Source organism: Streptomyces sp. NPDC091376 (assembly GCF_044757085.1).
Classification (GTDB): domain Bacteria; phylum Actinomycetota; class Actinomycetes; order Streptomycetales; family Streptomycetaceae; genus Streptomyces; species Streptomyces pratisoli.
The window spans coordinates 209,430-234,846 of record NZ_JBIVUF010000007.1 but is presented as its reverse complement, the minus strand read 5'-3'; the positions used below and the strand labels follow the sequence as shown (position 1 = coordinate 234,846).

The 25,417-nt window shown below is 70.6% G+C and carries 22 protein-coding genes and 1 pseudogene; 16 read left to right on the top strand and 7 right to left on the bottom strand.

The window, feature by feature from the left end; translation table 11 throughout:
* Positions 1-136 precede the first annotated feature (136 nt).
* From ACIQMR_RS17500 to serA, 4 genes are all read left to right on the top strand, one after another.
* Positions 137-2,023 carry an acetolactate synthase large subunit gene (locus tag ACIQMR_RS17500; RefSeq protein WP_401387398.1) on the top strand — a complete coding sequence of 629 codons (1,887 nt, stop codon included), beginning with the start codon at positions 137-139 and terminating at the stop codon, positions 2,021-2,023.
* A gap of 22 nt (positions 2,024-2,045) precedes the next feature.
* Positions 2,046-2,570, top strand: coding sequence for an acetolactate synthase small subunit (gene ilvN, locus ACIQMR_RS17495; RefSeq protein WP_019889675.1), 525 nt, complete (start codon positions 2,046-2,048; stop codon positions 2,568-2,570).
* Positions 2,571-2,732: 162 nt separating this feature from the next.
* Positions 2,733-3,734, top strand: coding sequence for a ketol-acid reductoisomerase (ilvC, locus tag ACIQMR_RS17490; RefSeq protein ID WP_401387394.1), 1,002 nt, complete (start codon positions 2,733-2,735; stop codon positions 3,732-3,734).
* A 287-nt stretch (positions 3,735-4,021) separates the two neighbouring features.
* On the top strand, positions 4,022-5,623 hold the full coding sequence (serA, locus tag ACIQMR_RS17485) for a phosphoglycerate dehydrogenase (RefSeq protein WP_401387391.1): 1,602 nt from the start codon (positions 4,022-4,024) through the stop codon (positions 5,621-5,623).
* A gap of 175 nt (positions 5,624-5,798) precedes the next feature.
* Here serA and ACIQMR_RS17480 read toward each other — a convergent pair whose 3' ends face one another.
* The 4 genes from ACIQMR_RS17480 to ACIQMR_RS17465 form a co-directional block, all read right to left on the bottom strand.
* Positions 5,799-6,179: a peptidase inhibitor family I36 protein gene (locus ACIQMR_RS17480; RefSeq protein WP_401387388.1), complete on the bottom strand. Its 381-nt coding sequence runs from the start codon at positions 6,177-6,179 to the stop codon at positions 5,799-5,801.
* Positions 6,176-6,853 carry a hypothetical protein gene (locus tag ACIQMR_RS17475; protein WP_401387385.1) on the bottom strand — a complete coding sequence of 226 codons (678 nt, stop codon included), beginning with the start codon at positions 6,851-6,853 and terminating at the stop codon, positions 6,176-6,178. The genes ACIQMR_RS17480 and ACIQMR_RS17475 overlap by 4 nt, the downstream gene beginning before the upstream one ends.
* Positions 6,854-6,856: 3 nt before the next feature.
* Positions 6,857-7,240 (bottom strand): hypothetical protein, encoded by a 384-nt coding sequence (locus ACIQMR_RS17470; RefSeq protein WP_401387383.1) that lies wholly within the window; start codon positions 7,238-7,240, stop codon positions 6,857-6,859.
* A gap of 155 nt (positions 7,241-7,395) precedes the next feature.
* A complete protein-coding gene (locus ACIQMR_RS17465; protein ID WP_401387380.1) occupies positions 7,396-8,790 on the bottom strand; it encodes a PucR family transcriptional regulator in 1,395 nt (464 codons plus the stop codon).
* Positions 8,791-8,973: 183 nt separating this feature from the next.
* On the opposite strand from ACIQMR_RS17465, the gene ACIQMR_RS17460 reads away from it, so the two are divergent.
* From ACIQMR_RS17460 to ACIQMR_RS17435, 6 genes are all read left to right on the top strand, one after another.
* Positions 8,974-9,900, top strand: a complete 927-nt coding sequence (locus ACIQMR_RS17460; protein ID WP_401387377.1) for a proline dehydrogenase family protein — start codon at positions 8,974-8,976, stop codon at positions 9,898-9,900.
* Between the two features lie 56 nt (positions 9,901-9,956).
* Positions 9,957-11,588: an L-glutamate gamma-semialdehyde dehydrogenase gene (gene pruA / locus ACIQMR_RS17455; RefSeq protein WP_401387374.1), complete on the top strand. Its 1,632-nt coding sequence runs from the start codon at positions 9,957-9,959 to the stop codon at positions 11,586-11,588.
* Between the two features lie 149 nt (positions 11,589-11,737).
* Complete coding sequence (locus tag ACIQMR_RS17450; protein ID WP_401387372.1) at positions 11,738-11,974, top strand: hypothetical protein; 237 nt, start codon at positions 11,738-11,740, stop codon at positions 11,972-11,974.
* A 174-nt stretch (positions 11,975-12,148) separates the two neighbouring features.
* Positions 12,149-13,201, top strand: coding sequence for a S1 family peptidase (locus ACIQMR_RS17445; RefSeq protein WP_401387369.1), 1,053 nt, complete (start codon positions 12,149-12,151; stop codon positions 13,199-13,201).
* Positions 13,202-13,361: 160 nt separating this feature from the next.
* The gene (locus ACIQMR_RS17440) at positions 13,362-13,916 is read left to right on the top strand and encodes an aminoglycoside 2'-N-acetyltransferase (protein ID WP_401387367.1); all 555 of its coding nucleotides are present in this window, start codon (positions 13,362-13,364) and stop codon (positions 13,914-13,916) included.
* A gap of 236 nt (positions 13,917-14,152) precedes the next feature.
* The gene (locus ACIQMR_RS17435; RefSeq protein WP_266383659.1) at positions 14,153-14,296 is read left to right on the top strand and encodes a hypothetical protein; all 144 of its coding nucleotides are present in this window, start codon (positions 14,153-14,155) and stop codon (positions 14,294-14,296) included.
* A gap of 40 nt (positions 14,297-14,336) precedes the next feature.
* On the opposite strand, the pseudogene ACIQMR_RS17430 reads toward ACIQMR_RS17435, so the two are convergent.
* Positions 14,337-15,931 (bottom strand): annotated as a pseudogene (locus ACIQMR_RS17430) (purple acid phosphatase family protein).
* A gap of 137 nt (positions 15,932-16,068) precedes the next feature.
* Here ACIQMR_RS17430 and ACIQMR_RS17425 point away from each other — a divergent pair.
* Positions 16,069-17,112 (top strand): 3-isopropylmalate dehydrogenase, encoded by a 1,044-nt coding sequence (locus ACIQMR_RS17425; RefSeq protein WP_401387364.1) that lies wholly within the window; start codon positions 16,069-16,071, stop codon positions 17,110-17,112.
* A 247-nt stretch (positions 17,113-17,359) separates the two neighbouring features.
* Positions 17,360-18,448, top strand: a complete 1,089-nt coding sequence (locus ACIQMR_RS17420; RefSeq protein WP_401387361.1) for a branched-chain amino acid aminotransferase — start codon at positions 17,360-17,362, stop codon at positions 18,446-18,448.
* A gap of 168 nt (positions 18,449-18,616) precedes the next feature.
* Here the strand turns inward: ACIQMR_RS17420 and ACIQMR_RS17415 are convergent, their stop codons facing one another.
* Positions 18,617-20,044, bottom strand: a complete 1,428-nt coding sequence (locus ACIQMR_RS17415) for a cytosine permease (protein ID WP_401387358.1) — start codon at positions 20,042-20,044, stop codon at positions 18,617-18,619.
* Between the two features lie 193 nt (positions 20,045-20,237).
* Between ACIQMR_RS17415 and ureA the strand changes: the two genes are divergently transcribed.
* From ureA to ACIQMR_RS17395, 4 genes are all read left to right on the top strand, one after another.
* Positions 20,238-20,975: an urease subunit gamma gene (gene ureA / locus ACIQMR_RS17410; RefSeq protein WP_401387355.1), complete on the top strand. Its 738-nt coding sequence runs from the start codon at positions 20,238-20,240 to the stop codon at positions 20,973-20,975.
* Positions 20,976-20,980: 5 nt separating this feature from the next.
* Positions 20,981-22,663 carry an urease subunit alpha gene (locus ACIQMR_RS17405; RefSeq protein ID WP_401387887.1) on the top strand — a complete coding sequence of 561 codons (1,683 nt, stop codon included), beginning with the start codon at positions 20,981-20,983 and terminating at the stop codon, positions 22,661-22,663.
* Positions 22,664-22,673: 10 nt separating this feature from the next.
* Positions 22,674-23,693 carry an agmatine/peptidylarginine deiminase gene (locus ACIQMR_RS17400; protein WP_401387352.1) on the top strand — a complete coding sequence of 340 codons (1,020 nt, stop codon included), beginning with the start codon at positions 22,674-22,676 and terminating at the stop codon, positions 23,691-23,693.
* A 64-nt stretch (positions 23,694-23,757) separates the two neighbouring features.
* Entirely contained in the window at positions 23,758-24,381 is a 624-nt protein-coding gene (locus ACIQMR_RS17395) for a TetR/AcrR family transcriptional regulator (protein ID WP_401387349.1), read from the top strand.
* Positions 24,382-24,444: 63 nt separating this feature from the next.
* Here ACIQMR_RS17395 and ACIQMR_RS17390 read toward each other — a convergent pair whose 3' ends face one another.
* Positions 24,445-25,284 carry a hypothetical protein gene (locus tag ACIQMR_RS17390; RefSeq protein ID WP_401387346.1) on the bottom strand — a complete coding sequence of 280 codons (840 nt, stop codon included), beginning with the start codon at positions 25,282-25,284 and terminating at the stop codon, positions 24,445-24,447.
* Positions 25,285-25,417: the final 133 nt, after the last annotated feature.

Below are 25,417 nucleotides of genomic sequence, written 5' to 3'. Positions count from 1 at the left end.
GCTCCGCAGACCGCACCGGCGCGCTCCCCTCGCTTGCCCCACGGCACGAGGGGTTTTTTGTTGCACTGGTACTTAGCAAAACCCCGCAAAACCCCCAGCTTCGAGACCCGCAGAAACCCTCAGCTTCGAGAAGAGAATGCCGATGACCGAGCAGGCCACCGGGGCCCACCATCCGCAGCCGCGGGCCCGTACCGGCGGACAGACCACCGTCACCACCGAGCACGTCACGGGCGCGCAGTCCCTCATCCGCTCTCTCGAGGAAGTCGGGGCCGAGACGGTGTTCGGCATCCCCGGCGGCGCCATCCTCCCCGCCTACGACCCGCTGATGGACTCCTCCCGGGTGCGCCACATCCTGGTCCGTCACGAGCAGGGCGCCGGCCACGCCGCCACGGGCTACGCGCAGGCCACCGGCAGGGTGGGCGTGTGCATGGCCACCTCGGGTCCAGGCGCCACCAACCTGGTCACGCCGATCGCCGACGCGCACATGGACTCCGTCCCGCTGGTCGCGATCACCGGCCAGGTCGCGAGCAAGGCCATCGGCACGGACGCCTTCCAGGAGGCGGACATCTGCGGCATCACGATGCCGATCACCAAGCACAACTTCCTGGTCACCAAGGCCGAGGACATCCCGCGGACGATCGCCGAGGCCTTCCACATCGCCTCCACCGGCCGCCCCGGACCGGTCCTGGTCGACATCGCCAAGGACGCCCTCCAGGCGCAGACCACCTTCAGCTGGCCCCCGCAGACCGAGCTGCCGGGCTACCGGCCGGTCACCAAGCCGCACGCGAAGCAGATCCGCGAGGCCGCCAAGCTGATCACCCAGGCCAAGCGCCCGGTCCTGTACGTCGGCGGCGGCGTGCTCAAGGCCAATGCCACCGCCGAGCTGAAGGTCCTCGCCGAACTCACCAACGCCCCCGTCACCACCACCCTGATGGCGCTGGGCGCGTTCCCCGACAGCCACCCGCTGCACGTGGGAATGCCGGGCATGCACGGTGCGGTCACCGCCGTCACCGCGCTGCAGAAGGCCGACCTGATCGTCGCCCTCGGTGCCCGCTTCGACGACCGTGTCACCGGAAAGCTGGACAGCTTCGCCCCGTACGCCAAGATCGTCCACGCCGACATCGACCCGGCCGAGATCGGCAAGAACCGCGCCGCCGACGTCCCGATCGTCGGGGACGCCCGCGAGGTCATCGCCGACCTGGTCCAGGCCGTCCAGGCCGAGTACAGCGAGGGCAACGCCGGGGACTACAGCGCCTGGTGGCAGGACCTCAACCGCTGGCGCGAGACCTACCCCCTCGGCTACGACCTGCCGGACGACGGCAGCCTCTCGCCGCAGCAGGTCATCCAGCGCATCGGCCAGCTCGCCCCCGAGGGCACCGTCTACGCGGCCGGCGTCGGCCAGCACCAGATGTGGGCCGCCCACTTCATCGACTACGAGAAGCCGGCCACCTGGCTGAACTCCGGCGGCGCCGGGACCATGGGCTACGCCGTCCCGGCCGCCATGGGCGCCAAGGCCGGCATGCCGGACCGTACCGTCTGGGCGATCGACGGCGACGGCTGCTTCCAGATGACCAACCAGGAACTGGTCACCTGCGCGCTGAACGGCATCCCGATCAAGGTCGCGATCATCAACAACGGTGCGCTGGGCATGGTCCGCCAGTGGCAGACCCTGTTCTACAACGAGCGCTACTCCAGCACCGTCCTGCACTCCGACGAGACCGGGCACCGCACGACCGGCTCCCAGGTCGGCGCCAGCCAGACGCCCCGCAAGGGCACCCGCGTCCCGGACTTCGTGAAGCTGTCCGAGGCCATGGGCTGCGTCGCCCTGCGCTGTGAGGACCCGGCCGATCTGGACAAGGTCATCGCCGAGGCCAACGCGATCAACGACCGCCCGGTCGTGGTCGACTTCATCGTCCACGAGGACGCCATGGTGTGGCCGATGGTCGCCGCCGGCACCTCCAACGACGAGGTCCTGGCCGCACGGGGCGTCCGCCCCGACTTCGGCGACAACGAAGACGACTGAGCGAGAGAGAGACACCCCGACCATGTCCAAGCACACGCTCTCCGTCCTGGTGGAGAACACCCCGGGCATCCTGGCCAGGATCGCCGCCCTGTTCTCCCGTCGCGGCTTCAACATCGACTCGCTCGCCGTCGGTGTCACCGAGCACCCCGACATCTCCCGCATCACGATCGTGGTCAATGTCGAGGACCTGCCGCTGGAGCAGGTGACCAAGCAGCTCAACAAGCTGGTCAACGTCCTGAAGATCGTCGAACTCGAGCCCAGCGCGGCGATCCAGCGCGAGCTCGTCCTGGTGAAGGTCCGTGCCGACAACGAGACCCGCTCCCAGATCGTCGAGATCGTCCAGCTCTTCCGCGCCAAGACCGTTGACGTCTCGCCCGAGGCCGTCACCATCGAGGCCACCGGATCGAGTGACAAGCTCGACGCCATGCTGAAGATGCTGGAGCAGTTCGGCATCAAGGAACTCGTCCAGTCCGGCACGATCGCCATAGGGCGTGGCGCCCGTTCCATCACGGACCGCAGCCTGCGCGCCCTCGACCGCAGCGCCTGACCCGGCCCGCCCGGCCGCCCGGCCGGCGCGCCACTCGGCGGTGCCACCGGGCGGTGCGACCAGCACCCGGTCGCACCGCCCGGATGGCGAGACCAGAAGACCCCCTCATCCCTCCCCGCCGTACGGTGGGATGCAACACCAGCACACCCAAGGAGAAACCCAGTGGCCGAGCTGTTCTACGACGACGACGCCGACCTGTCCATCATCCAGGGCCGCAAGGTCGCGGTCATCGGCTACGGCAGCCAGGGCCACGCCCACGCGCTGTCGCTGCGTGACTCCGGTGTGGACGTCCGCGTCGGTCTGCACGAGGGGTCCAAGTCCAAGGCCAAGGCCGAGGAGCAGGGCCTGCGCGTGGTGACGCCGTCGGAGGCCGCCGCCGAGGCCGACGTCATCATGATCCTGGTCCCGGACCCCATCCAGGCCCAGGTGTACGAGGAGTCCATCAAGGACAACCTGAAGGACGGCGACGCCCTCTTCTTCGGTCACGGCCTCAACATCCGGTACGGCTTCATCAAGCCCCCCGCCGGTGTGGACGTCGCGCTCGTCGCCCCCAAGGGCCCGGGTCACCTGGTGCGCCGTCAGTACGAGGAGGGCCGCGGCGTTCCGTGCATCGCCGGTGTCGAGCAGGACGCGACGGGCAACGCCTTCGCGCTGGCGCTCTCGTACGCCAAGGGCATCGGCGGCACCCGCGCCGGCGTCATCAGGACCACCTTCACCGAGGAGACCGAGACCGACCTCTTCGGTGAGCAGGCCGTCCTGTGCGGTGGCACCTCCGCGCTGGTCAAGGCGGGCTTCGAGACCCTGGTCGAGGCCGGCTACCAGCCCGAGATCGCGTACTTCGAGTGCCTGCACGAGCTGAAGCTGATCGTGGACCTCATGTACGAGGGCGGCCTGGAGAAGATGCGCTGGTCGGTCTCCGAGACCGCCGAGTGGGGCGACTACGTCACCGGCCCGCGGATCATCACGGACCAGACCAAGGCCGAGATGAAGAAGGTCCTCGCCGAGATCCAGGACGGCACGTTCGCCAAGAACTGGATGGACGAGTACCACGGCGGTCTGAAGAAGTACAACGAGTACAAGACGCAGGACGAGAACCACCTCCTGGAGACCACGGGCAAGGAGCTGCGCAAGCTCATGAGCTGGGTCGACAACGAGGAGGCGTAAGCCCCGGTGCGGCGGGTCCTTCGGGGCCCGCCGCACGTCGTTCGGACGGTCCCCGGATCCGTCCCCACGGAGCCCGCGCGGTTCAGGAACCGCCGTTGGACACCAAGTCCAACCCGGACGGGTGATCCTTCCGCCAAGGCGGAGAACCAGCCCCCCAGCACCACTAGAGTGGTCAGTACATACGCGTCAGGTCAGGCCCACAGCGTCGTGCGTCTTCCACGCGGCTAGCCCCTCCACCGCCAGCGGCCGTCGGGACGGCCGTCCGCATTGGACCAGTGAGGACTCACGTGAGCACTGCGCCCCGTAAACCCGTTGTACTCATTGCCGAAGAGCTGTCGCCCGCCACCGTGGACGCGCTCGGCCCGGACTTCGAGATCCGGCACTGCAACGGCGCGGACCGCGCCGAGCTGATCCCTGCCATCGCCGATGTCGACGCGATCCTGGTCCGCTCCGCCACCAAGGTCGACGCCGAGGCGATCGCCGTCGCCAAGAAGCTCAGGGTCGTCGCCCGCGCCGGTGTCGGACTGGACAACGTGGACGTCTCCTCCGCCACCAAGGCCGGCGTGATGGTCGTCAACGCGCCGACGTCCAACATCGTGACCGCCGCCGAGCTCGCCTGCGGTCTGCTCGTCGCCACCGCGCGCAACATCCCGCAGGCCAACACCGCGCTGAAGAACGGCGAGTGGAAGCGCTCCAAGTACACCGGCGTGGAGCTCAGCGAGAAGACCCTCGGAGTCGTCGGCCTCGGCCGCATCGGTGTGCTGGTCGCCCAGCGGATGTCCGCCTTCGGGATGAAGATCGTCGCGTACGACCCCTACGTACAGCCCGCGCGTGCCGCGCAGATGGGCGTCAAGCTGCTGACGCTGGACGAGCTGCTGGAGGTCTCGGACTTCATCACCGTCCACCTCCCCAAGACCCCCGAGACGCTCGGTCTCATCGGCGACGAGGCGCTGCACAAGGTCAAGCCGACCGTCCGCATCGTCAACGCCGCGCGCGGCGGGATCGTCGACGAGGAGGCGCTGTACTCGGCGCTCAAGGAGGGCCGGGTCGCGGGCGCGGGCCTCGACGTGTACGCGAAGGAGCCGTGCACCGACTCGCCGCTGTTCCAGTTCGACCAGGTCGTCTGCACCCCGCACCTCGGCGCGTCCACCGACGAGGCCCAGGAGAAGGCCGGTATCTCGGTCGCCAAGTCGGTACGCCTCGCGCTCGCCGGGGAGCTGGTCCCGGACGCGGTCAACGTCCAGGGCGGCGTCATCGCCGAGGACGTGCGCCCGGGTCTGCCGCTCGCCGAGAAGCTCGGCCGGATCTTCACCGCGCTGGCGGGCGAGGTCGCGGTCCGTCTCGATGTCGAGGTGTACGGCGAGATCACCCAGCACGATGTGAAGGTGCTCGAACTGTCCGCGCTGAAGGGCGTGTTCGAGGACGTGATCGACGAGACCGTGTCGTATGTGAACGCGCCGCTGTTCGCGCAGGAGCGCGGTGTCGAGGTCCGTCTCACCACCAGCTCCGAGTCTCCGGACCACCGCAATGTGGTGACCGTGCGCGGCACGCTCTCCGACGGCGAGGAGGTCGCGGTCTCCGGCACGCTGGCCGGGCCCAAGCACCTGCAGAAGATCGTCGCCGTGGGTGACTACGACATCGACCTGGCGCTGGCCGACCACATGGTCGTGGCGCGCTACGAGGACCGCCCGGGTGTCGTCGGCACGGTCGGCCGGATCCTCGGTGAGGCCGGGCTCAACATCGCGGGCATGCAGGTCGCGCGTCAGGAGGAGGGCGGCGAGGCGCTGGTCGTGCTGACCGTCGACGACACCGTGCCGCAGCCCGTGCTGAACGAGATCGCCGAGGAGATCGGTGCGACGTCGGCCCGTTCGGTGAATCTGACCGACTGACGCCGGGGTCTCGGCCCCGTCGACACCCGTACCCACCCCTCGAACGCGCCCGTCACAGAAGCGTTCACGGGGTGGGTACGCCGCGTTCACAGGGCATGAGGGCGAGCATGGTGCAGCCGCCGGCGCCTGGAACGGCCCCGCACATGACATGCGGGGCCGGCCGGGCGGGGGTGTCTCAGCAGCCCATGGCCCAGGTGTGGGAGTCGCCGTCGTCGTTGGCCGCACCGTTGTAGTTGACCTCCTGGCCCGGAGCCAGACAGATCGTCATGTGCCCGCCCAGGTTGGCACTTGAGTACACCTTGACGTGGTCCTTGATGCCGGGGCCGGAGATGCCGTGGTTCGCCCACGAGGAGTCCTCGTCGGCGATCCAGCTCTCCCACCAGTGGTCGTCGCCCGACCAGTTGGCGCGCTGGCCGGTGAAGTCCGCGTTCTCCCATGTGCAGAACTCACCGCTCGGGCAGTCGGCGGCCCCGGCCGGCGAGGCGGCCGCGGTGAGAGCGCCGGTGAGCAGAAGGACGGCGGTCGCGGCGGAGGCGAGGGTGCGCTTCACGGTCATGGAGTGGGAAGGCCTTTCTCTGTGGTGTTCCTCTGGAGATGCGCGGAGGAGAGCTCCGCCGCTCGGTGCAGTGCGCGGGTGCGCAGCCGCGTGTAGGTGTCCAGCTGGTCGCGTCGCAGGGCGCGGACCTCGGCCAGCCGGGCGGGTTCGAGCCGGGCCTCGACGTCGGCCAGCCCGCTCTCACGCGCGCAGTGGCCGGCGGTGGACGACGCGGTACAGCGGGTGAACCGCGCCAGGGCGGCGCGATGGGCCGGATCGGTCCGCATCCGCGCCCCGGCCTCCGCACGCACGTTGTTGTAGGTCACCTGGGCGCGGAACCAGCCGCGCTGGTCGCCGTAGAGGACGCGCTGGGCGGAGGCCAGACAGCCGTCGGTGTGGGCGCTGACGGTGTGGCCGCCGGGGAGGGTGAGGGACAGCTCGGCCGGGCCGGTGCCGAAGAGGGCGGCCTGGAGCCGCCTGCCCTCGGCGGGGGACGGGGGTCTCGGGCCGGTGGTGCTCAGCCCCTGGTCGGCCAGGCAGCGGGACACCAGAACCTGCTGGGCGGACCGGATGAGGTCGTCCCTGGCCCGCTCGGTCGTGGGCAGGGCGGGCCCGGAGGGCGCCGTGGCACAGCCCGACAGGCCTGACAGCACGAGCGCCGCGGTGACGGCGCCCGCGGTGCGGAGGGCGTTCACGGGTCAGCCGGCCTCGCAGCCCTGGTTCGTGTCGGCGACGCCGTCGATCCGGGAGCCCCAGGACCAGTTGTCGCTGTAGTCGTACGCGCGGATCAGCCGGGCGTAGCAGGTGCCGCGACCCCAGTCGATGGCGTACACGTCGCGGTTGAGGTCCGAGCGGAAGGACACCGCCTTGTCGTGCAGGAACTCGGGAACGTCCGCATAGCCCGGTGGGCCGTAGCACCATCCGGTGCCGTGCTGTCCGGCCCCGGTCCAGAAGCACACCTGCCCGGGGGCGTGCGCGGCCGGTGGCCCGGCGGCGTGCGCGGCCGCGGCCGGGGCGTGGAGGAGGACCGGGACGAGGGCGGCGAGGGCGGCGGCTGCGGGCACAGCGAGTCTGCGGAGCATGACGACTCCCGGTGTGCGGTGGAGGAGGTCCCCGTCCGAGGGCGACGGGGGTGTGATGGACGCGATCAAGCTGCCCTGCCCCGATCACCGCCATGCGTCATTCACCCGAAGGGGTACGCGACCCGCCGGAAGGAGCGTTTCTGCAGGTCACGGGCTCAGAGACGTACGGCCTTCAGCGCCATGTGCAGCAGCAGCCGGTCCTCGCCCTCGTCCAGATCGAGGCCGGTGAGCTGCTCGACCCGGGAGAGCCGGTAGTAGAGGGTCTGGCGGTGGATGCCCAGGGCGGAGGCGGCACGGCCCGCCTGGCCCGCACAGTCGAGGAACACCTCGGCCGTGCGGGCGAGTTCGGCATGGGAAGGGCCGAGCAGGGGAGCGGTCGCGGGGTCCGGCGAGGGCGCCGGAGGCAGCGCGGTGAGCAGCCGGTACGGACCGATCGACGCCCAGTCGGCGATCGGCCCGAGCCGGGGCTCGGCCCGAGCGGCGCGGGCGGCGGAGGCGGCCTCGCGCCATGAGGTGCTGAGATCACCGATGCCGCGCCGGGGGAGCGCGATGCCCGCGACGGCGGGCCCCACGGATCCTGCGGATGCGGACCCCGTGGTGCCGGCGGACCCCGCGGTGCCGGACAGCCGACCGGCCGCGGTGACGGCGGGAGCGAGCACATCGGTGGCGCGCAGCCGCACGAGCACGGCGAGCGCGTGGCCGCCGCCCTCGCTGTCGGATGCCTGCGCTTCGGCGGCCCTCGCGCCGCTGTGGTTGCCTGCCCGGGACGTGCCCGTCCCCGTCCCCCCACCTGCCGCCTCCCCTCCGGAGGCCCCACGACCGGTCCTGGCGCCCTGCCGGGTCGCGCCCGGCCCCGTCGCCTCGCCGCCCGTACCGGACCTGGTGTCACCCGGAGAGCCGTACGGGAGGGCGGCCGTCGGCCACAGCCAGGCAAGCGTACACAGCGCCGACGCCCCCGCGACCGTGCGCGCCGACGGGGCCTCGCCGGACGGCCACGGCGCCACGCACACCACCGCGTGCAGCCCGTCCGCGTCCGGGCCCAGCGCCGTGCGGAGGGCCGCGAGGGCCATGTCGTACTGCCAGCCGCGTTCGGCGGTCAGCACCGCGCGGAACTCGCGGGACAGATCCGTGCCCGCCCGCTCCTCGTCGGCGAGCAGCAGGCCGATCCGGTCGGTCACCTCCATCGCCGCGGACAGCTGTTCATGCGTCGGCCCGGGGTCGGCGTCGAGCAGCCAGACGTAGCCGAGGACGATCGCGCGATGGCGGACCGGCAGACAGATCCGGTCACGGAAGACCCCCGCCTCCGGGGCCGCCGGGATCCGCACCGGGCCGGTCGCCCGTGCGATGCCGAAGCCCTCGAACCAGGCCCGGACCGCCGGTGTGGACTTCCTGGTGAGGATCGAACGGGTGCGTACGGGGTCCATGGTGCTGTCGTCGTCGCTGTCGTGCGCGCCGAAGGCGATCAGTTCGAAGTCGCGGTTCTCCAGGGTCGCGGGGGCGCCGAGCAGCCCGGAGATCTCGTCGACAAGTTCCTGGTAATCGCCCTTCACCCGGACATTCTCGCACCGGTCGGGCGCCTCTTCAGACAAATGTCTGAAGAAGGGGGACCGGATGCGTGACAGCTGTAGATGGCCCAGCATCGGACCGATATCTAGGTTTCACGGTGGTTCTCCGTGCCGTACCCGGATCGTTGGGTTTCGGCCTCCCGCTATCCGTGTTCCGTGGAGGTGCCCGTGCTGGGTCCCGTGATCCTCGCCGCGTCGCGCAGCGACAAGATGCGTCGCCTTGTGTCGGCCGCCCCGATGACGAAGCCGGTGGTCAACCGCTTCATTCCGGGCGAGACGGTCGACGAGGTCGTGCCGATCGTCGCGGACCTGACGGACAAGGGCCTCGAGGTCACCCTCGACGTCGTGGGCGAGGACATCACGACCCGCGAGCAGGCCGCCGCCGCCCGCGACGCCTACCTGGAGCTGATCGAGCGGCTCGCGCCGCTGGACCTCGGCACGAGGGCCGAGATGTCGGTCAAGCTGTCGATGTTCGGCCAGTCCTTGGAAGGCGGTCACGAGCTGGCGCTCGCCAACGTCCGCCCGGTCGTCGAGGCCGCCGCCGCGATCGGCACCACGGTCACCCTGGACGCCGAGGACCACACCACTCTCGACTCGATGTTCGCCATCCACGAGGAGCTGCGGAAGGACTTCCCGCAGACCGGCTGTGTGATCCAGGCGTATCTCTTCCGCACCGAGGAGGACGCCCGCCGCCTGGCAGCGAACGGCAGCCGTGTACGCATCGTGAAGGGCGCCTACAAGGAGCCGGCCTCGGTCGCGTACCAGGACAAGGCCGAGATCGACAAGGCGTACGTCCGCATCCTGAAGATCCTCATGGACGGCGCGGGCTACCCGATGATCGGATCCCACGATCCGCGACTGATCTCCATCAGCCAGGAGCTCGCACGCCGTGCCGGGCGCAAACTGGACGAGTACGAATTCCAGATGCTGTACGGCATCCGCGGCGAGGAGCATGTGCGGCTGGCGGCCGAAGGGCACCGGATGCGTGTGTACACCGCGTACGGGACCGACTGGTACGGCTACTTCATGCGCCGCCTCGCCGAGAAGCCGGCCAACCTCCTGTTCTTCGCACGGTCGATGATCACCAAGAACTGACCCAGGGCCCCAGGACTGAGCCCTCCCACCCCTCTCAAAAAGGAGTCAAGGAACTCATGGACGCTGTGACCCAGGTCCCCACCCCCGTCAACGAGCCGGTGCACGGCTATGCGCCCGGATCCGCCGAGCGTGGCCGGCTGGAGGCCAAGCTCAAGGAGCTGGCCGAGAACCCCATCGACCTCCCGATGACCATCAACGGTGAGAAGCGCATGGGTGGCGGCGAGGAGTTCAAGGTCGTCCAGCCGCACAACCACCAGGCCGTCATCGGCACCTTCCGCGGCGCCACCCAGCAGGACGCGCAGGACGCGATCGACGCCGCCCTCGCCGCCGCCCCGGCGTGGCGCGCGATGTCGTTCGACGACCGCGCCGCGATCATCCTGCGCGCCGCCGAGCTGCTGTCGGGCCCCTGGCGCGAGACGCTGGCCGCCTCCACCATGCTGGGCCAGTCGAAGACCGCGCAGCAGGCCGAGATCGACACTCCCTGCGAGCTGATCGACTTCTGGCGCTTCAACGTGGCGTACGCCCGCCAGATCCTGGCCGAGCAGCCGCCGGCCAACTCCCCGGGTGTGTGGAACCGCCTCGACCACCGCCCGCTGGAGGGCTTCGTCTACGCGATCACGCCGTTCAACTTCACGGCCATCGCGGGCAACCTGCCCACCGCCCCCGCCCTGATGGGCAACGTGGTGGTGTGGAAGCCGTCCCCGACGCAGACGCACGCCGCCGTGCTGCTGATGCAGCTGCTGGAGGAGGCCGGTCTGCCCAAGGGTGTCATCAACCTGGTGACGGGCGACGGCATCGCCGTCTCCGAGGTGGCGCTGAACCACCCCGAACTTGCCGGTATCCACTTCACCGGTTCGACCAAGACCTTCCAGCACCTGTGGAAGACGGTCGGCAACAACATCGAGAAGTACCGCTCCTACCCGCGCATCGTCGGTGAGACGGGCGGCAAGGACTTCGTCGTCGCGCACCCGAGCGCCGACCGCGCCATCCTGAAGACCGCGCTGACCCGCGGCTCCTTCGAGTTCCAGGGCCAGAAGTGCTCCGCGTCCTCGCGTGCGTACGTCCCGGCCTCCATCTGGAACTCGGGCTTCAAGGAGGAGTTCGCGGCCGAGGTCGACGGCATCCGGATGGGTGACGTCACCGACCTGACGAACTTCATCGGCGCCGTCATCGACGAGCGTTCGTTCGCCAAGAACAAGGCCGCGATCGACCGTGCGAAGCAGGACCCGACCTGCACGATCGTCGCGGGCGGTACGTACGACGACTCGGTCGGCTACTTCGTCCGTCCCACGGTCATCGAGTGCACCGACGCCTCGAGCGAGGTCTTCACGACCGAGTACTTCGGCCCGATCCTCGCCGTGTACGTCTACGAGGACGACGCGTACGACGAGATGCTGACGCAGATGGAGTCGGTGTCGGCGTACGCGCTGACCGGATCGGTCATCTCCGGTGACCGTGCGGCGACCGCGTACACGATGGACAAGCTCCGCTACGCGGCGGGCAACTTCTACATCAACGACAAGTCGACCGGCGCCGTCGTCGGACAGCAGCCCTTCGGCGGCGGCCGCGCCTCCGGCACCAACGACAAGGCGGGTGCCCCGCAGAACCTGATGCGCTGGACGCTGACCCGCGCGATCAAGGAGACGCTGGTGCCGCCGACCGAGTACGGCTACCCGCACATGGGCTGACGCCCGCACCGGGCCGCACGGCCCGTCCCGTGAACACCGCCCCCCGCCGGTCCCCCACAGACCGGCCGGGGGCGGGCTCATGTCCGGCGCACGGTCCTGGGCGGGCTTAGGCTGCTGACCAGGGGGACTCGCGCCGAGGAGGGACAACCATGCCAGGTTCCACGACTCTCGGCCCCGGTCACGGGGCCGACGCGATCGAGCATCCCGATGCGCAGCGGCTCGCTTCCGTGCTGACGGAACTGCACCGGCTGCTGGACGCGGCGGGGCCCGACCGGATCACGGATCCGCAGGCCGCCGCGCTGTGCGGGGGCAAGGCGCACCGGGACGAGTTCACCGAATGGGTGGGGCGGGTCGCCCGGCAGCTCGAGAGAACCACGTCCTCCTAGGTGACCCAGCGGCGTCACCGCGGTGCCCCCGGCCGTCCGGCCGGGGGCACCGGCGTGTGCGTTCCTCCGCGATCAGAGGCCGGATTGGTCCAGACCCTTGTGCTCATGATGTGGTCATGCCAAATTGCTTTGACGGTACGTCCCCACACGTAACCGTCGAAGGAGACCCCTCGAATGAGACGCACCATCCGTGCGCGCATCGGTCTTTCCGTCCTTCTCGTCGCCGGCTCGCTCGGGCTGGGCGCCGCCCCCGCCGGAGCCGCCGTCGAGCCCACACCCGCCCCGCTCCCGCTCAACGCGCTCGACGCCCGGGTCGAACGGCAGCTCGGCGGCGACAGCGCCGGCACCTACCAGGACCGGGCGAGCGGAAAGCTCGTCGTCACCGTCACCACCGAGGCCGCGGCTGAACGGGTCCGGGCGGCCGGAGCGGTTCCGCAGCGGGTACAGCGCAGCGCTGCCCAGCTGGACGCCGCCATGGCCGCCCTGGAGTCCCGAGCGAAGATCACCGGTACGTCCTGGGGCGTGGACCCCCGGACGAACCAGATCGCGGTCGAGGCCGACGAGTCCGTCTCGGCGAGGGACATGGCCCGGCTGCGCCGGGTCGCCGACTCCCTCGGCGGCGCCGTCCGCATCGCCCGTGTCCCCGGCACCTTCCATCGCGAGGTCGCGGGAGGCGACGCGATCTACGGCGGCGGCTACCGCTGCTCGGCCGCCTTCAACGTCGCCAAGGGCTCGACCCGTTACTTCCTGACCGCCGGGCACTGCACCAACGCCGGCGCCAACTGGTCGGCCACGTCCGGTGGTCCGGTGATCGGAGTCCGTGAGGGAACCAGCTTCCCGACCAACGACTACGGCATCGTGCGCTACACCGACGGCTCCGCGCCGTTCGGCCACGTCAACCTCTACAACGGCGGCAACCAGGACATCACCTCCGCCGCCGACGCCGTCGTGGGCCAGTCGATCCAGAAGAGCGGATCGACCACCAAGCTGACCAGCGGCACCGTCACCGCCGTCAACGTGACGGTCAACTACGGCGACGGACCGGTCTACAACATGGTCCGTACGACCGCCTGTTCGGCCGGCGGCGACAGCGGAGGCGCGCACTTCGCCGGCTCGGTCGCCCTCGGCATCCACTCGGGCAGCTCCGGCTGCACGGGCACGAACGGCTCCGCGATCCACCAGCCGGTGCGGGAGGCGCTGGCCGCGTACGGCGTCAACGTGTACTGACGCCGTGTACTGACGCCGTGTACTGACGCCGGGGACGTGCTTCCCCGGGAGGCCGTCGATCGGTGAAGCGGTCCGGGGTGCGCAGCGTGCGCACCCCGGACCGTCCTGATGAGCGCATACGGGCGGTGGCCCGGCGTGTGACCCTGACAGAGTGGCGCACATGACGGACACCACGACGGAGCTGCGTACGGCCCACACCTACCAGCTGTCCGCGGCCACGCTCGACGAGATCCGCCTCATGCTCGACGGAGCCTTCGACGGCGACTTCGGCCACGAGGACTGGACCCACGGGCTCGGCGGCATCCACGCCTTCATCGGCGACAGTGACGGGATCGCCGCCCACGGCAGCGTGATCATGCGCCGGGTGCTGCACGCGGGACGCTCGTACCGCACCGGCTACGTCGAGGCCGTCGGCGTCCGCGCCGACCGCCGTCGCGAGGGCCTGGGCGGCCGCGTGATGGCGGCGCTGGAGACGGTCATCGACGGCGCGTACGAACTCGGCGCCCTCTCCGCCTCCGACGACGGCGCCACGCTCTACGCCGCACGCGGCTGGCAGCTGTGGCGGGGCCGGATCGAGGCGCTGAGCCCCGACGGCGTCATCCACCTCCCGGACGAGGAGGGCTCCGCCTACCTCAGGCCCGCCGGCGGCGGCTCCCTGCCGGACTCCGCCACGTCCGCGCTGCTCTTCGACTGGCGCGACGGCGACGTGCTCTGAGCCAGGTGCACGCTCTCACCAGCACCGTTTCAAGATCGCGTCTCAGATAGTAGGAAGTCCGACTAATTGTAGAGACAGCGAGGCCCGGCTCCCTTAGCTTTGTAGGAGCCGAACGTCTCGCTCGATCCAGCGAATGGCGGCCCCGAGCCGGTGCCCCAAGCAGGCAACCCCTGCGGCCCCGCTCTCCGCCTCTTCCGGCGCCTTCGATCGTTTGTGATCTCAAGGAGTCGATCACCATGCCCGAGACGACCTTCCGCCGCCGCGTCCGTCACACGCCCCGCACCAGCGAGTCCGACCGCAAGAGCGCCGCCGCGAACGCCGCCGCCGCCCTGCAGCGAGCCCTCGACCGCAGGGACAACGGCGGCGAGACCGGGCACTGACCCGGCGCCGCCGTGCTCTGACCTCCGGGGCGCCCCGGGGTCACTGACCGCGTCTGACCTCGAAGTAGTCGATGCGCTCGCCGGTCTCGGCGAGCGCGGAGACCTTCAGCTTCGCCGCCGCGCCGGTCTCCGCCTCCACCGCGAGGAAGGAGAAGCCGGTGTAGCGGACGCGCGACCACTCGACCGTGTCCGGGTCGGGCAGCCGCAGCTTCGTCCAGTGGAAGGTCACGATGTGGTCGTGGTCGTGGACGTTGCCCTCGTAGCTGTCCTTCACGCCGAGCCCGAAGCCGTACAGATCCGCCCCGGCTCCGCCGGCCGTGACGTACACGATGCCGTCCCGCGTCGGGTCGGTCGTCGCCCCGATCGGCACGGGCCTGCCGACCTCGCCGCCCTTGACCGCGTCGGTGCGTTCGTAGACGTGGTTGTGCCCGTTGATCACCAGATCCACCTGGTGCTTGGTGAACAGCGGCAGCCACGCGTCCCGCGGACCGCCGTCGGACGCGTGCGTCGACGTCGAGTACATGCAGTGGTGGAAGAAGACGACCACGAAATCGACCTCGGGCCGGGCGCGCAGTTCACCGAGCCGCTTGTCCAGCCAGGCCGTCTGTGCGCCGTCCGTGTAGCCCTTGTTGGCGGGGATCTCGTACGAGACGTCGTTCGCGTCCAGCGCCACGACGCCCACGTTCCCGTACACGAACGAGTAGACGCCGGGGGCGTTCTTCGCGTCCGGACCGTTCTCGGGGAGCGACCAGCGCGCGGACTGGCCGCCGTAGCCGTTCGGCGAGTACCAGGCCTCCATGTCGTGGTTGCCGGTGGTCACCATCCACGGCACCCGCGAGGCCACGCTCTCCGTCTGCGCCAGGAACTGGTCCCACACCCGCGCGTCGTACGTGTCGGACTCCTTGCCCTGTCCGCTGCTGTCGGCGTAGCAGATGTCGCCCGCGTGCAGGTGGAAGGCCGGGTTCTGGCCGAGGATCAACTGGTCGTTGGCGAGGGCGTCGTAGCTCACGCCCTGGTCGCCGAAGGCCGTGAAGACGAACTTCTCGGGCGCCGCCGGGGCCGTACGGAACGAACCGATGGTCGACATCCGCGAGGCGTCCGCCGGGTCGAAGCCGTCGTGGCCGACCCCGTAGTAGTACGTCGTTCCGGGCTTCAGCCCGTCCAGGCCCACATGCAGGTAGTACTGGTCGACCGCGGGCAGCTTCCGCGACAGCGAGGGAGTGTGCAGCGGGCGCACCTCGGCCTCGATCCGCCGGCTGAGCTCCCACGGCTTCAGCCCCACCCGCAGATACGGCCGCCGCACCGCGAACGGCACCTGCCAGGAGACCCGCATCTGCGTCCTGGGGTCGGCACCGAAGGCCAGGTGGCGGCCGAACGGTGCCACGAGCGAGCCGTCGACCTTGGCCGTGGCCACCGCGTGACCAGCGTGGGGGAGCCGGTCGCGGCGCTCGCCCGGCCGGCCAGAAGGCCGCCGCCGGCCGCGGCGAGTCCGCTCGCGAGACCGCCGGTCAGCGCCCCGCGCCGGGAGACCTTCGGGCGGGCGTGCCGGGCACGCAGATACTCGTGCTGCTCGGGCATGCTCATGCCACGCGCAAGACGGTCGGGGATCCCGACCCGTGGGGTGTCTTCGGTCATGCGGGGTAACTTGCCAGTAACTTGCGGCCCTTCGCTAGACTCCGGATGAACGGAGTTCAACGAAACCGCGTGTGAGAAGTGCGTCCGTATGGTGGACGTCGAATGTCATTCGCTGGGACGCGGAGTACGGTGCCGATATGTCTCGCAGCCTCAATCTCGCAGTGATCCCCGGTGACGGCATCGGCCAGGAGGTCGTGGCCCAGGGCCTCAAGGTCCTCTCGGCCGTGCTTCCTCAGGATGTGAAACTGGAGACCAAGGAGTACGACCTCGGTGCCAAGCGCTGGCACCGCACCGGCGAGACCCTCCCGGACGCGGAACTCGAATCCCTCAAGCAGCACGACGCGATCCTGCTCGGCGCGATCGGCGACCCCTCCGTGCCGTCCGGCGTCCTGGAGCGCGGGCTGCTGCTGAAGCTGCGGTTCGCCTTCGACCACTACGTCAACCTGCGTCCGTCGAAGCTCTTCCCGAACACCGCGACCCCGCTCGCGGGCCGCCCCGACATCGACTTCGTCGTCGTCCGCGAGGGCACCGAGGGCCCGTACACCGGCAACGGCGGCTCGCTGCGCACCGGTACGCCCGCCGAGGTCGCCACCGAGGTCAGCGTCAACACGGCGTACGGCGTCGAGCGTGTCGTGCGTGACGCGTTCGAGCGGGCCAAGGCCCGCCCCCGCAAGAAGCTGACGCTGGTTCACAAGAACAACGTCCTCGTGTACGCGGGCCACATGTGGAAGAACATCTTCGACAGGGTCGGCCAGGAGTACCCCGAGGTCACCACCGACTATCTGCACGTCGACGCCGCGACGATCTTCTTCGTCACCCAGCCCGAGCGCTTCGACGTCATCGTCACCGACAACCTTTTCGGTGACATCCTGACCGACCTGGCCGCTGCCGTGACCGGCGGCATCGGACTGGCCGCCTCCGGAAACGTCAACCCGACGGGCGAGTTCCCGTCCATGTTCGAGCCCGTCCACGGCTCCGCGCCGGACATCGCGGGCCAGGGCAAGGCCGACCCGACGGCCACGATCCTGTCCGTCGCCCTCCTCCTGCGCCACCTCGGCCACGAGACCGAGGCCGTGCGCATCGAGGACGCCGTCGCCGCCGACCTGGCGGAGCGCGACGGAGGCACCGCCCGCACCACCGACGAGATCGGCGACGCGCTCGCCGTACGAGTAGCGGGCTGATCCGTCGACTCTCGAAACCTCGAAGCCGCCGGGTCGCAACGCACCCGGCGGCTTCTCCTTTGCGGCCTCCGGGTGCCACCATCAAGCCATGGGCCGCGATTCACGCCGTTCTGCTGTGTTCTGCTCCGGCCCCCACGCGCTGCGATAATCGGACGTGGGGCCGCACCATGCGGGGAAGCTCGGACGTCCTAGCAGAGACGGTCATGGGTTCGGTCCGTCACAAACACACGGTGAAGGACACGCAGACATGACGACGACCACGATCGAGCTCAAGCCCTCCTCGAACCCGCTGTCCGACGCGGAGCGCGAGGCGATCCTGGCCAACCCCGGATTCGGCCGCCACTTCACCGACCACATGGTGACGATCAAGTGGACCGAAGGGCGCGGCTGGCACGATGCGCAGCTGACCCCGTACGCGCCGCTGTCCATGGACCCGGCCAACATGACGCTGCACTACGCGCAGGAGATCTTCGAGGGGCTGAAGGCCTACCGCAGGCCCGACGGCTCGGTCGCCACCTTCCGGCCCGACGCCAACGCGGAGCGCTTCCAGGTCTCCGCCCGGCGCCTGGCCATGCCGGAGCTGCCGGTCGAGACGTTCATCGCGGCCTGCGACGCGCTGGTCCAGCAGGACAAGGCGTGGGTCCCGGCGCACGGCGGCGAGGCCTCGCTGTATCTGCGTCCGTTCATGTTCGCCAACGAGGTCGGTCTCGGCGTGCGTCCGGCCAACGAGTACCTCTTCATCGTCATCGCCTCACCGGCCGGCCCGTACTTCCCCGGTGGCGTCAAGCCCGTCTCGATCTGGCTCTCCGAGGACCGCGTCCGCGCGGTGCCCGGCGGCATCGGCTTCGCCAAGACCGGCGGCAACTACGCCGCGTCCCTGCTCGCCCAGGCCGAGGCCGCCGCGAAGGGCTGTGACCAGGTCGCCTACCTCGACGCCGTGGAGCACAAGTGGGTCGAGGAGCTGGGCGGGATGAACCTGTACTTCGTGTACGGGGACAAGATCGTCACGCCCGAGCTCACCGGCTCGCTGCTCGCGGGCATCACCCGTGACTCGCTCCTCAAGCTCGCCCGCGACCTCGGCTACGAGGCGGTGGAGGACCGGGTGTCCATCGACGACTGGAAGCGCGACACCGAGAACGGCACGCTGCACGAGGTCTTCGCCTGCGGCACCGCCGCCGTCATCACCCCCGTCGGCACGGTCAAGTCCGCCCACGGCGAGTGGTCGCAGGCGAACGGCGAGCCGGGCAAGGTCACGATGGAGCTGCGCAAGGCGCTGCTCGACATCCAGACGGGCGCCGCCCAGGACCCGCACGACTGGATGCACACGCTGGGCTAGGAGCCCCGTTCCGGATGGCCCGCACCGCGGCAAAGGGCGCGGCGAAGGCTCGGAGGCGAAGGCAGCACGGCGAAGGCAGCACGGCGAAGACTCCCGCACGCACCGCGTGCGGGAGCCCTGCCGTTCGCCCGCCGACCGCGTGGCGGACCGTGGCCCGGAGGGGAGCCGTCAGTCCACGGCGGTCATGATCCGGCCGGCCGGATCGGTGGCGGGCGCCGCCTCCGGCCGCGGCCGGAGCACCGCGTACACCAGGCCACCCGTCACACCGGACAGGACGAAGCTGCAGTCCACGCCGCCGGTCAGCGCGAGCAGCGGGCCCTCGTGGAACGGGGTCGAGACGGAGAGCAGGCCCACCCCCGCGCCGAGCGTCCAGGCGATGGCCGCCCGTGGCTCCCAGCCCGCGCGGAACCAGTAGACGCCGCCCCGGGCACGCCGGTTGTAGACCTGGAGCGCTTCGGCGTCGTACGCGCCCCGGCAGCGCAGATGGCCCATGAGGGTGATCACGGCCCAAGGGGTGCCGATCGCCGTGAGCAGCAGGACGAACGACGTCATCGCCGACCGGGCGTCCCAGGCGAAGTGCCCGAGGAAGACGCAGACGGTGGCGACGACCGCGACGATCACGGTGGCCGCGGTACGGCTGGCCCTGGGGACGATCGCGTCGAGGTCGAGGCCCATCGAGTACAGCATCAGCCCGGCGTTGCCGACCGAACCGGCCGCGGCGGCGAACAGCAGCGGCAGCAGGTACCAGGTGGGGGAGGCCTCGACCAGCGGGCCCGCGTAGTCGAGCGAGGCGCGGGCGGCCAGCGCGGTGAAGGTGCCGAACAACTGCGGGATCAGGAGTCCGGCGAACAGGCCCAGACAGGTCGCGTTCAGCACCGCGCGCGGGGTGTGCCGCCGTGGCGAGATGTAGCGGGTGTAGTCGCCGAGCAGCGTGATGAAGGCGATCGGACCGCTGAGCCCGGCGGCCACGGCCGAGAGCGCCCAGGTCGGCCAGAAGGAGCCCATCAGGTACGGGGCGTCGGGCGGCGCGGCGCTCGTCAGGTCCGGCACGTATGCCACGAGGCCCAGCGCGAGCAGCGCGATCATCCCGAGCGCCAGGACCTTGCTCATCCGCAGCAGCAGCCGGTAGCCGAAGACCGCGCCGATCACGGTGCACGCGGCCAGCAGGGCGTAGACCAGCGCGTGGCTCGGGCCGCCGGCCGGCATGCCGGTCAGCCGGGCCAGGGTGCCGACCATCACGTCGCCGCCGATCCACAGGGTCAGCGCGGTGTACCCGAGGGACAGCAGGAGGCCGACGACCGAGCCGATCAGCCGTCCGCGTACGCCGAAGAAGGCACCGCTGGACGTGGAGAGATTGGTCGCCGTGCGCAGTGAGACGAGCGCGAGCGGTGCCGTCACGAGCACACCGGCGACCGTGCCCGCGACCACCGACGTCATCGCGCCCCACAGGCCGAGACCGAAGGAGACCGGCAGCCAGCCGAAGACGATCACGCCAAGGCAGAGGTTGGAGCCGAGCAGGATCGCGACGAGATCGCGGGGACCACTGGTCCGTTCCGCTTCGGGGATGGTGTCGACTCCGCGCTGTTCGATCGGCATCGGGCTCTCCCTGGTCCACAGGCGTCGTTTGAGTGCTGCTCTATGTGAACCCGGAGAAGAGCGGGCGTCAATGCTTCCGGTCAAGGAAAGTGCGGGTTAGAGTGTCGTTCAAACTTCCGGATTCGGATGCAGAGGTTCCGGAGCGATGCACCCAGCAGGAGGCCGCGGTGGACCTCCAGGGAGGCGTGGTGACGTGCGACTGACCCCGACCGAGCGCGACCGGCTGCTGCTGTTCGGCGCCGCCGAACTGGCCCGGGCGCGGCGTGCCCGTGGGCTCAAGCTCAATGTCCCCGAGGCGACCGCACTGATCGCCGACACCGTCTGCGAGGCGGCCAGGGACGGGCGACGGCTCGCCGAGGCGATCGAGGCGGCCCGCTCCGTACTCGGCCCCGGCGATGTCCTGCCCGGTGTCGCCGATGTGGTCACCGAGGTCCATGTCGAGGCCGTCTTCGACGACGGATCCCGGCTCGCGGTCGTCTCCGACCCCATCGGGGGCGGCGGCCTCGGCGACGCGGCCCCCGGCGCCGTCCTGCCCGGACCCGCGCAGCCCGTACCCGAGCCCGCGGTGCGGCTGACCGTACGCAACACCGCGACCGTGCCCGTGAGCGTCACCTCCCACTTCCACTTCTTCGAGGCCAACCCCCGGCTCGACTTCCCCCGGGCGGCGGCCTACGGCATGCGCCTCTGCGTCCCCGCCGGGTCGTCCGTCCGCTTCGACCCGGGCGGCGAGGCCGAGGTCGGACTCGTACCGATCGGCGGCGACCGCATCGCCATCGGCTTCGCCGGCCTCGTCGACGGTCCGCTCGACGCGCCGGGCGCGAAGGCCGAGGCCCTGAGCCGCGCGTCGGCCTGCGGCTATCTCGGCGCCGACGCGGAGGAGCAGGTGCAGCAGGACCAGCAGCAGGACCAGCAGCAGGAGGAGGACCGGTGACCGGTATCGATCCGCACGAGTACGCGAGCGTCCACGGCCCCCGCGCCGGAGACCGGGTCGTGCTGGGCGACTCCGGACTCGTCGTGCGTGTCGAGTCCGACTCCCAGAAGCCCGGGGACGAGTTCCTCGCCGGCTTCGGCAAGACGGCCCGCGACGGCATTCATCTGAAGGCCGCCGCGGTCCGCGAGACCTGTGACGTCGTCATCAGCAACGTCCTCGTCATCGACGCCGTCCAGGGCATCCGCAAGGTGTCGATCGGCATCCGCGAGGGCCGTATCGCCGGTATCGGACGCGCCGGGAACCCGGACACCCTCGACGGTGTGGACGTCGTCGTCGGCACCGGCACGTCGATCGTCTCCGGCGAGGGCCTCATCGCCACCGCCGGCGCCGTCGACACCCATGTGCATCTGCTGTCGCCGCGGGTCATGGAGGCATCCCTCGCCTCCGGTGTCACGACGATCATCGGCCAGGAGTTCGGCCCCGTGTGGGGCGTCGGCGTCAACTCGCCCTGGGCCCTCAAGCACACCTTCAACGCCTTCGACGCCTGGCCCGTCAACATCGGCTTCCTCGCCCGCGGTTCCTCCTCCGGCGACGCCCCGCTCGTCGAGGCGCTCGCCGAGGGCGGCGCCAGCGGCTTCAAGGTCCACGAGGACATGGGCGCCCACACCCGCGCCCTCGACACCGCGCTGCGGGTCGCCGAGGAGTACGACGTCCAGGTCGCTCTGCACAGCGACGGCCTCAACGAATGCCTGTCGGTCGAGGACACGCTCAACGTCCTCGACGGCCGGACCATCCACGCCTTCCACATCGAGGGCTGCGGCGGAGGGCACGTACCGAACGTCCTCAAGATGGCGGGCGTGCCGAACGTCATCGGCTCCTCCACCAACCCCACCCTGCCGTTCGGCCGGGACGCCGTCGCCGAGCACTACGGAATGATCGTCTCCGTACACGACCTCAAGACCGACCTGCCCGGTGACGCCGCCATGGCCCGCGACCGCATCCGCGCCGGGACGATGGGAGCCGAGGACGTCCTGCACGACCTGGGCGCGATCGGCATCACCTCCTCGGACGCCCAGGGCATGGGCCGCGCGGGGGAGACCGTGCGCCGCACCTTCGCCATGGCCGGGAAGATGAAGGCCGAGCTGGGGCCCATGGCCGGCGACGGCGCCCACGACGACAACGCGCGCGTCCTGCGCTACGTCGCCAAGCTGACGATCAACCCGGCCGTCGCCCACGGTCTCGCGCACGAGATCGGCTCGATCGAGAGCGGCAAGCTCGCCGACATCGTGCTGTGGAAGCCGCAGTTCTTCGGGGCGAAGCCGCAGCTCGTGCTGAAGGCCGGCTTCCCGGCGTACGGGGTGACCGGCGACCCGAACGCCGCGACCGACACCTGCGAACCGCTCGTCCTGGGACCGCAGTTCGGCGCCCACGGGGCAACCCCCGCGGACATCTCCGTGGCGTTCGTGTCCCAGGCCGCGGCCACCCTCGGCGACGACAGGATGCCCACGCGCCGGCGCCGCGTCGGGGTACGCGGCACCCGGGGCATCGGTCCCAAGGACCTGCTCCTCAACTCCCGGGTCGGCGACGTGGCCGTGGACGCGCACAGCGGACTGGTCACGCTCGACGGCGATCCGCTCCGCTCGGACCCGGTCGAATCCATGTCCCTCAACCGCCTCTACTTCCTCTAGGACTCACGTCATGACGTTCCGTATGCCGCCCGAGTGGGCCCCCCACGAGCGCACCTGGATGGCCTGGCCGGGTCCCAACCCGACCTTCACCGACGACGAGGAACTCGCTCAGGCGCGCGCCGCCTGGGCGGACGTCGCCCGTGCCGTGCGCCGCTTCGAGCCGGTCACCATGGTCGTCGGGCCCGGCCAGCGCGAAGGCGCCCGCGAACTCCTGGGCGAGGACGTGGAGATCGTGGAGCGCGAGCTCGACGACGCCTGGATGCGGGACATCGGCCCGACCTTCGTCGTGGACGACGAGGGCGCTCTCGCCGCCGTCGACTGGGTCTTCAACGGCTGGGGCGCCCAGGACTGGGCGCGCTGGGAGCACGACTCCAAGATCGCCCGCCATGTCGCGGACCTCGTGAACGTCCCCGTCCACTCCTCGGGCCTCGTCAACGAGGGCGGGGCGATCCACGTCGACGGCGAGGGCACGGTCCTGCTGACCGACACGGTCCAGCTCGGCGCCGGCCGCAACCCCGACTGGACCCGGGAACAGGTCGAGGCCGAGATCCACGCCAGGCTCGGCACCGAGAAGGCGATCTGGCTGCCGCACGGTCTGAGCGGCGACTACGGCATGTACGGCACGCAGGGCCACGTCGACATCGTCGCCGCGTTCGCCCGGCCGGGCGTGGTCCTCGTCCACAGCCAGAAGGACCCCGCCCACCCGGACCACGAGCGCTCCCGGACCTATGCCGAGCTCCTCCGCGGCCGGACGGACGCCCGCGGCCGGGCCCTGGAGGTCGTCGAGATCCCGGCGCCCACCGTCCTCAAGGACGAGGACGGCGACTGGGTCGACTACTCGTACATCAACCACTACCTCTGCAACGACGGAGTGGTGCTGTGCGCCTTCGACGACCCGAACGACGAGATCGCGGCAGCCGTCTTCCGGCGGCTGTTCCCGGACCGCACGGTGACCCTGGTGGACGCGAGAGCGATCTTCGCGGGCGGGGGCGGCATCCACTGCATCACGCAGCAGCAACCGCGTGTCTGACCCGGGTTCCGGGGCGGGGCACGGGTCATCCGCGGGGACCGGGCGGATCGGGTACAACGTACGGGTGAACGTTCCCCCGCCCTCTCGACGCCGCAACGCCGCCCCGCCCCGTGAGGAACTGCTCGCCGCGGCGATGGCGACCATCGCCGAGCGCGGGCTCGACGGGCTCACCATGGCCGGGCTCGGGCGCGAGGTGGGGATGAGCAGCGGGCATCTCCTCTACTACTTCCGCACCAAGGACGAGCTGCTGCTCCAGACCCTGGAGTGGAGCGAGGGCCGCCTCGGCGCGGAGCGCAGCTCCCTGCTGTCCAGGCTCGGGCCCGCGCGCGAACGGCTCGACGCCTACGTCGACCTGTACGTCCCCGACGGCCACCGCGACCCGCACTGGACGCTGTGGCTGGAGGTCTGGAACCGTTCGCAGAACGCCGACGACGACGCCCGCGCCCGCCAGGCCGCCATCGAGGGCGCCTGGCACCGCGATCTCGTCGCGCTGCTCGCCGAGGGGAGCTCGCGCGGCGAGTTCCGCGCCGTCGACGCGGATCGCTTCGCCGCCCGGCTGCGCGCGCTGCTCGACGGCTTCTCCGTCCATGTCGCGGTGGGGATACCGGGCACGAGCCGGGAACAGGTCCTCGGTCACGTAGGGGAGTTCATCGACGAGGCACTGACGCCGGTGAACCCGGGTACGTGACGCACGCAGGTACTCCCGGTCGTTGCCGTCCCGGTCGTGACGCCCCGTCTCCGTGCACGGCGGTCAGCCGCCCGTGGCCGCCGCCTCCGGCCGCTGCACGAGGCGCTGCTGCATCTTCTGGAGCGAGTCCGCGGCGTACTTGTGGATCTGCGGGTCCAGCTTGCTGTTGCCGACCACGTAGGCGCTCAGGACACTCTTGCCGTCCCGTCCGGTGGCGATGACGTAGAGGTCGTCGACCTTGCCCCCGTTCGCGGTGACGACCTGGTGGCCCTCCTCGGACACCAGCTCGTCGAAGCCGGTCACCCGCGGCGGGGTCGCCTCGCGCACGCCGTTCCAGCGTTCCTTGGCCCGGTGCTGTTCCGGACAGCGGTGGATGTTGTCCCGGGCGTCGGCGAGGTACTGCTTCGCCGTGGCCTCGTCCACGAACACCTTGACCTCGGACGTCCCCGCGATGCCGGACGACGTCTGGTGCACGTTGCGCTGCAGGGAGGCCAGCGTGCCGGCCCGGCTGGGGCGGCCGGCGAACTCGCAGTCCTCCCGCACCAGCGACTCCTGCGCGGGGTCCACCTCGTACGGATCGTGCCGGGTGAAGCCGGCACCCCAGTCCGGGGGCGCCAGGGCCACCCGGGTCGCGACCGCGTGTGCGTCCGCCTCCGCCGCCTTCGTGTCGACCGGGGTGGGGGAGCCGGAACCTCCGCCGCCGTCGTCCCCGTCGCCGCCGAGTGACAACACCAGCACCACGACGAGGGCCAGCACCGCCGCCGCCCCGCCGACGATCAGTGCCAGGGCACGACGGGAGCGTCCGCCGGACGGGCCGGAACCGGGCGGCGGCGGACCGGGAACCGGCCCGGACGGCCGGGGCACGGGTCCGGACGGCGGTCCTGTGGGGGGTTGTGAACTCATGGGTTTCCCCTACCACTGCGCCGGGCGGCACCCCGCCCGCTGAACGGGTGCGGGAGCGGGTCACCGGACGACGCCCGCATGCTGAGACCGCTGTCCATGCCGGCACGCATATGTGGCAGACTGCCACCGTGCT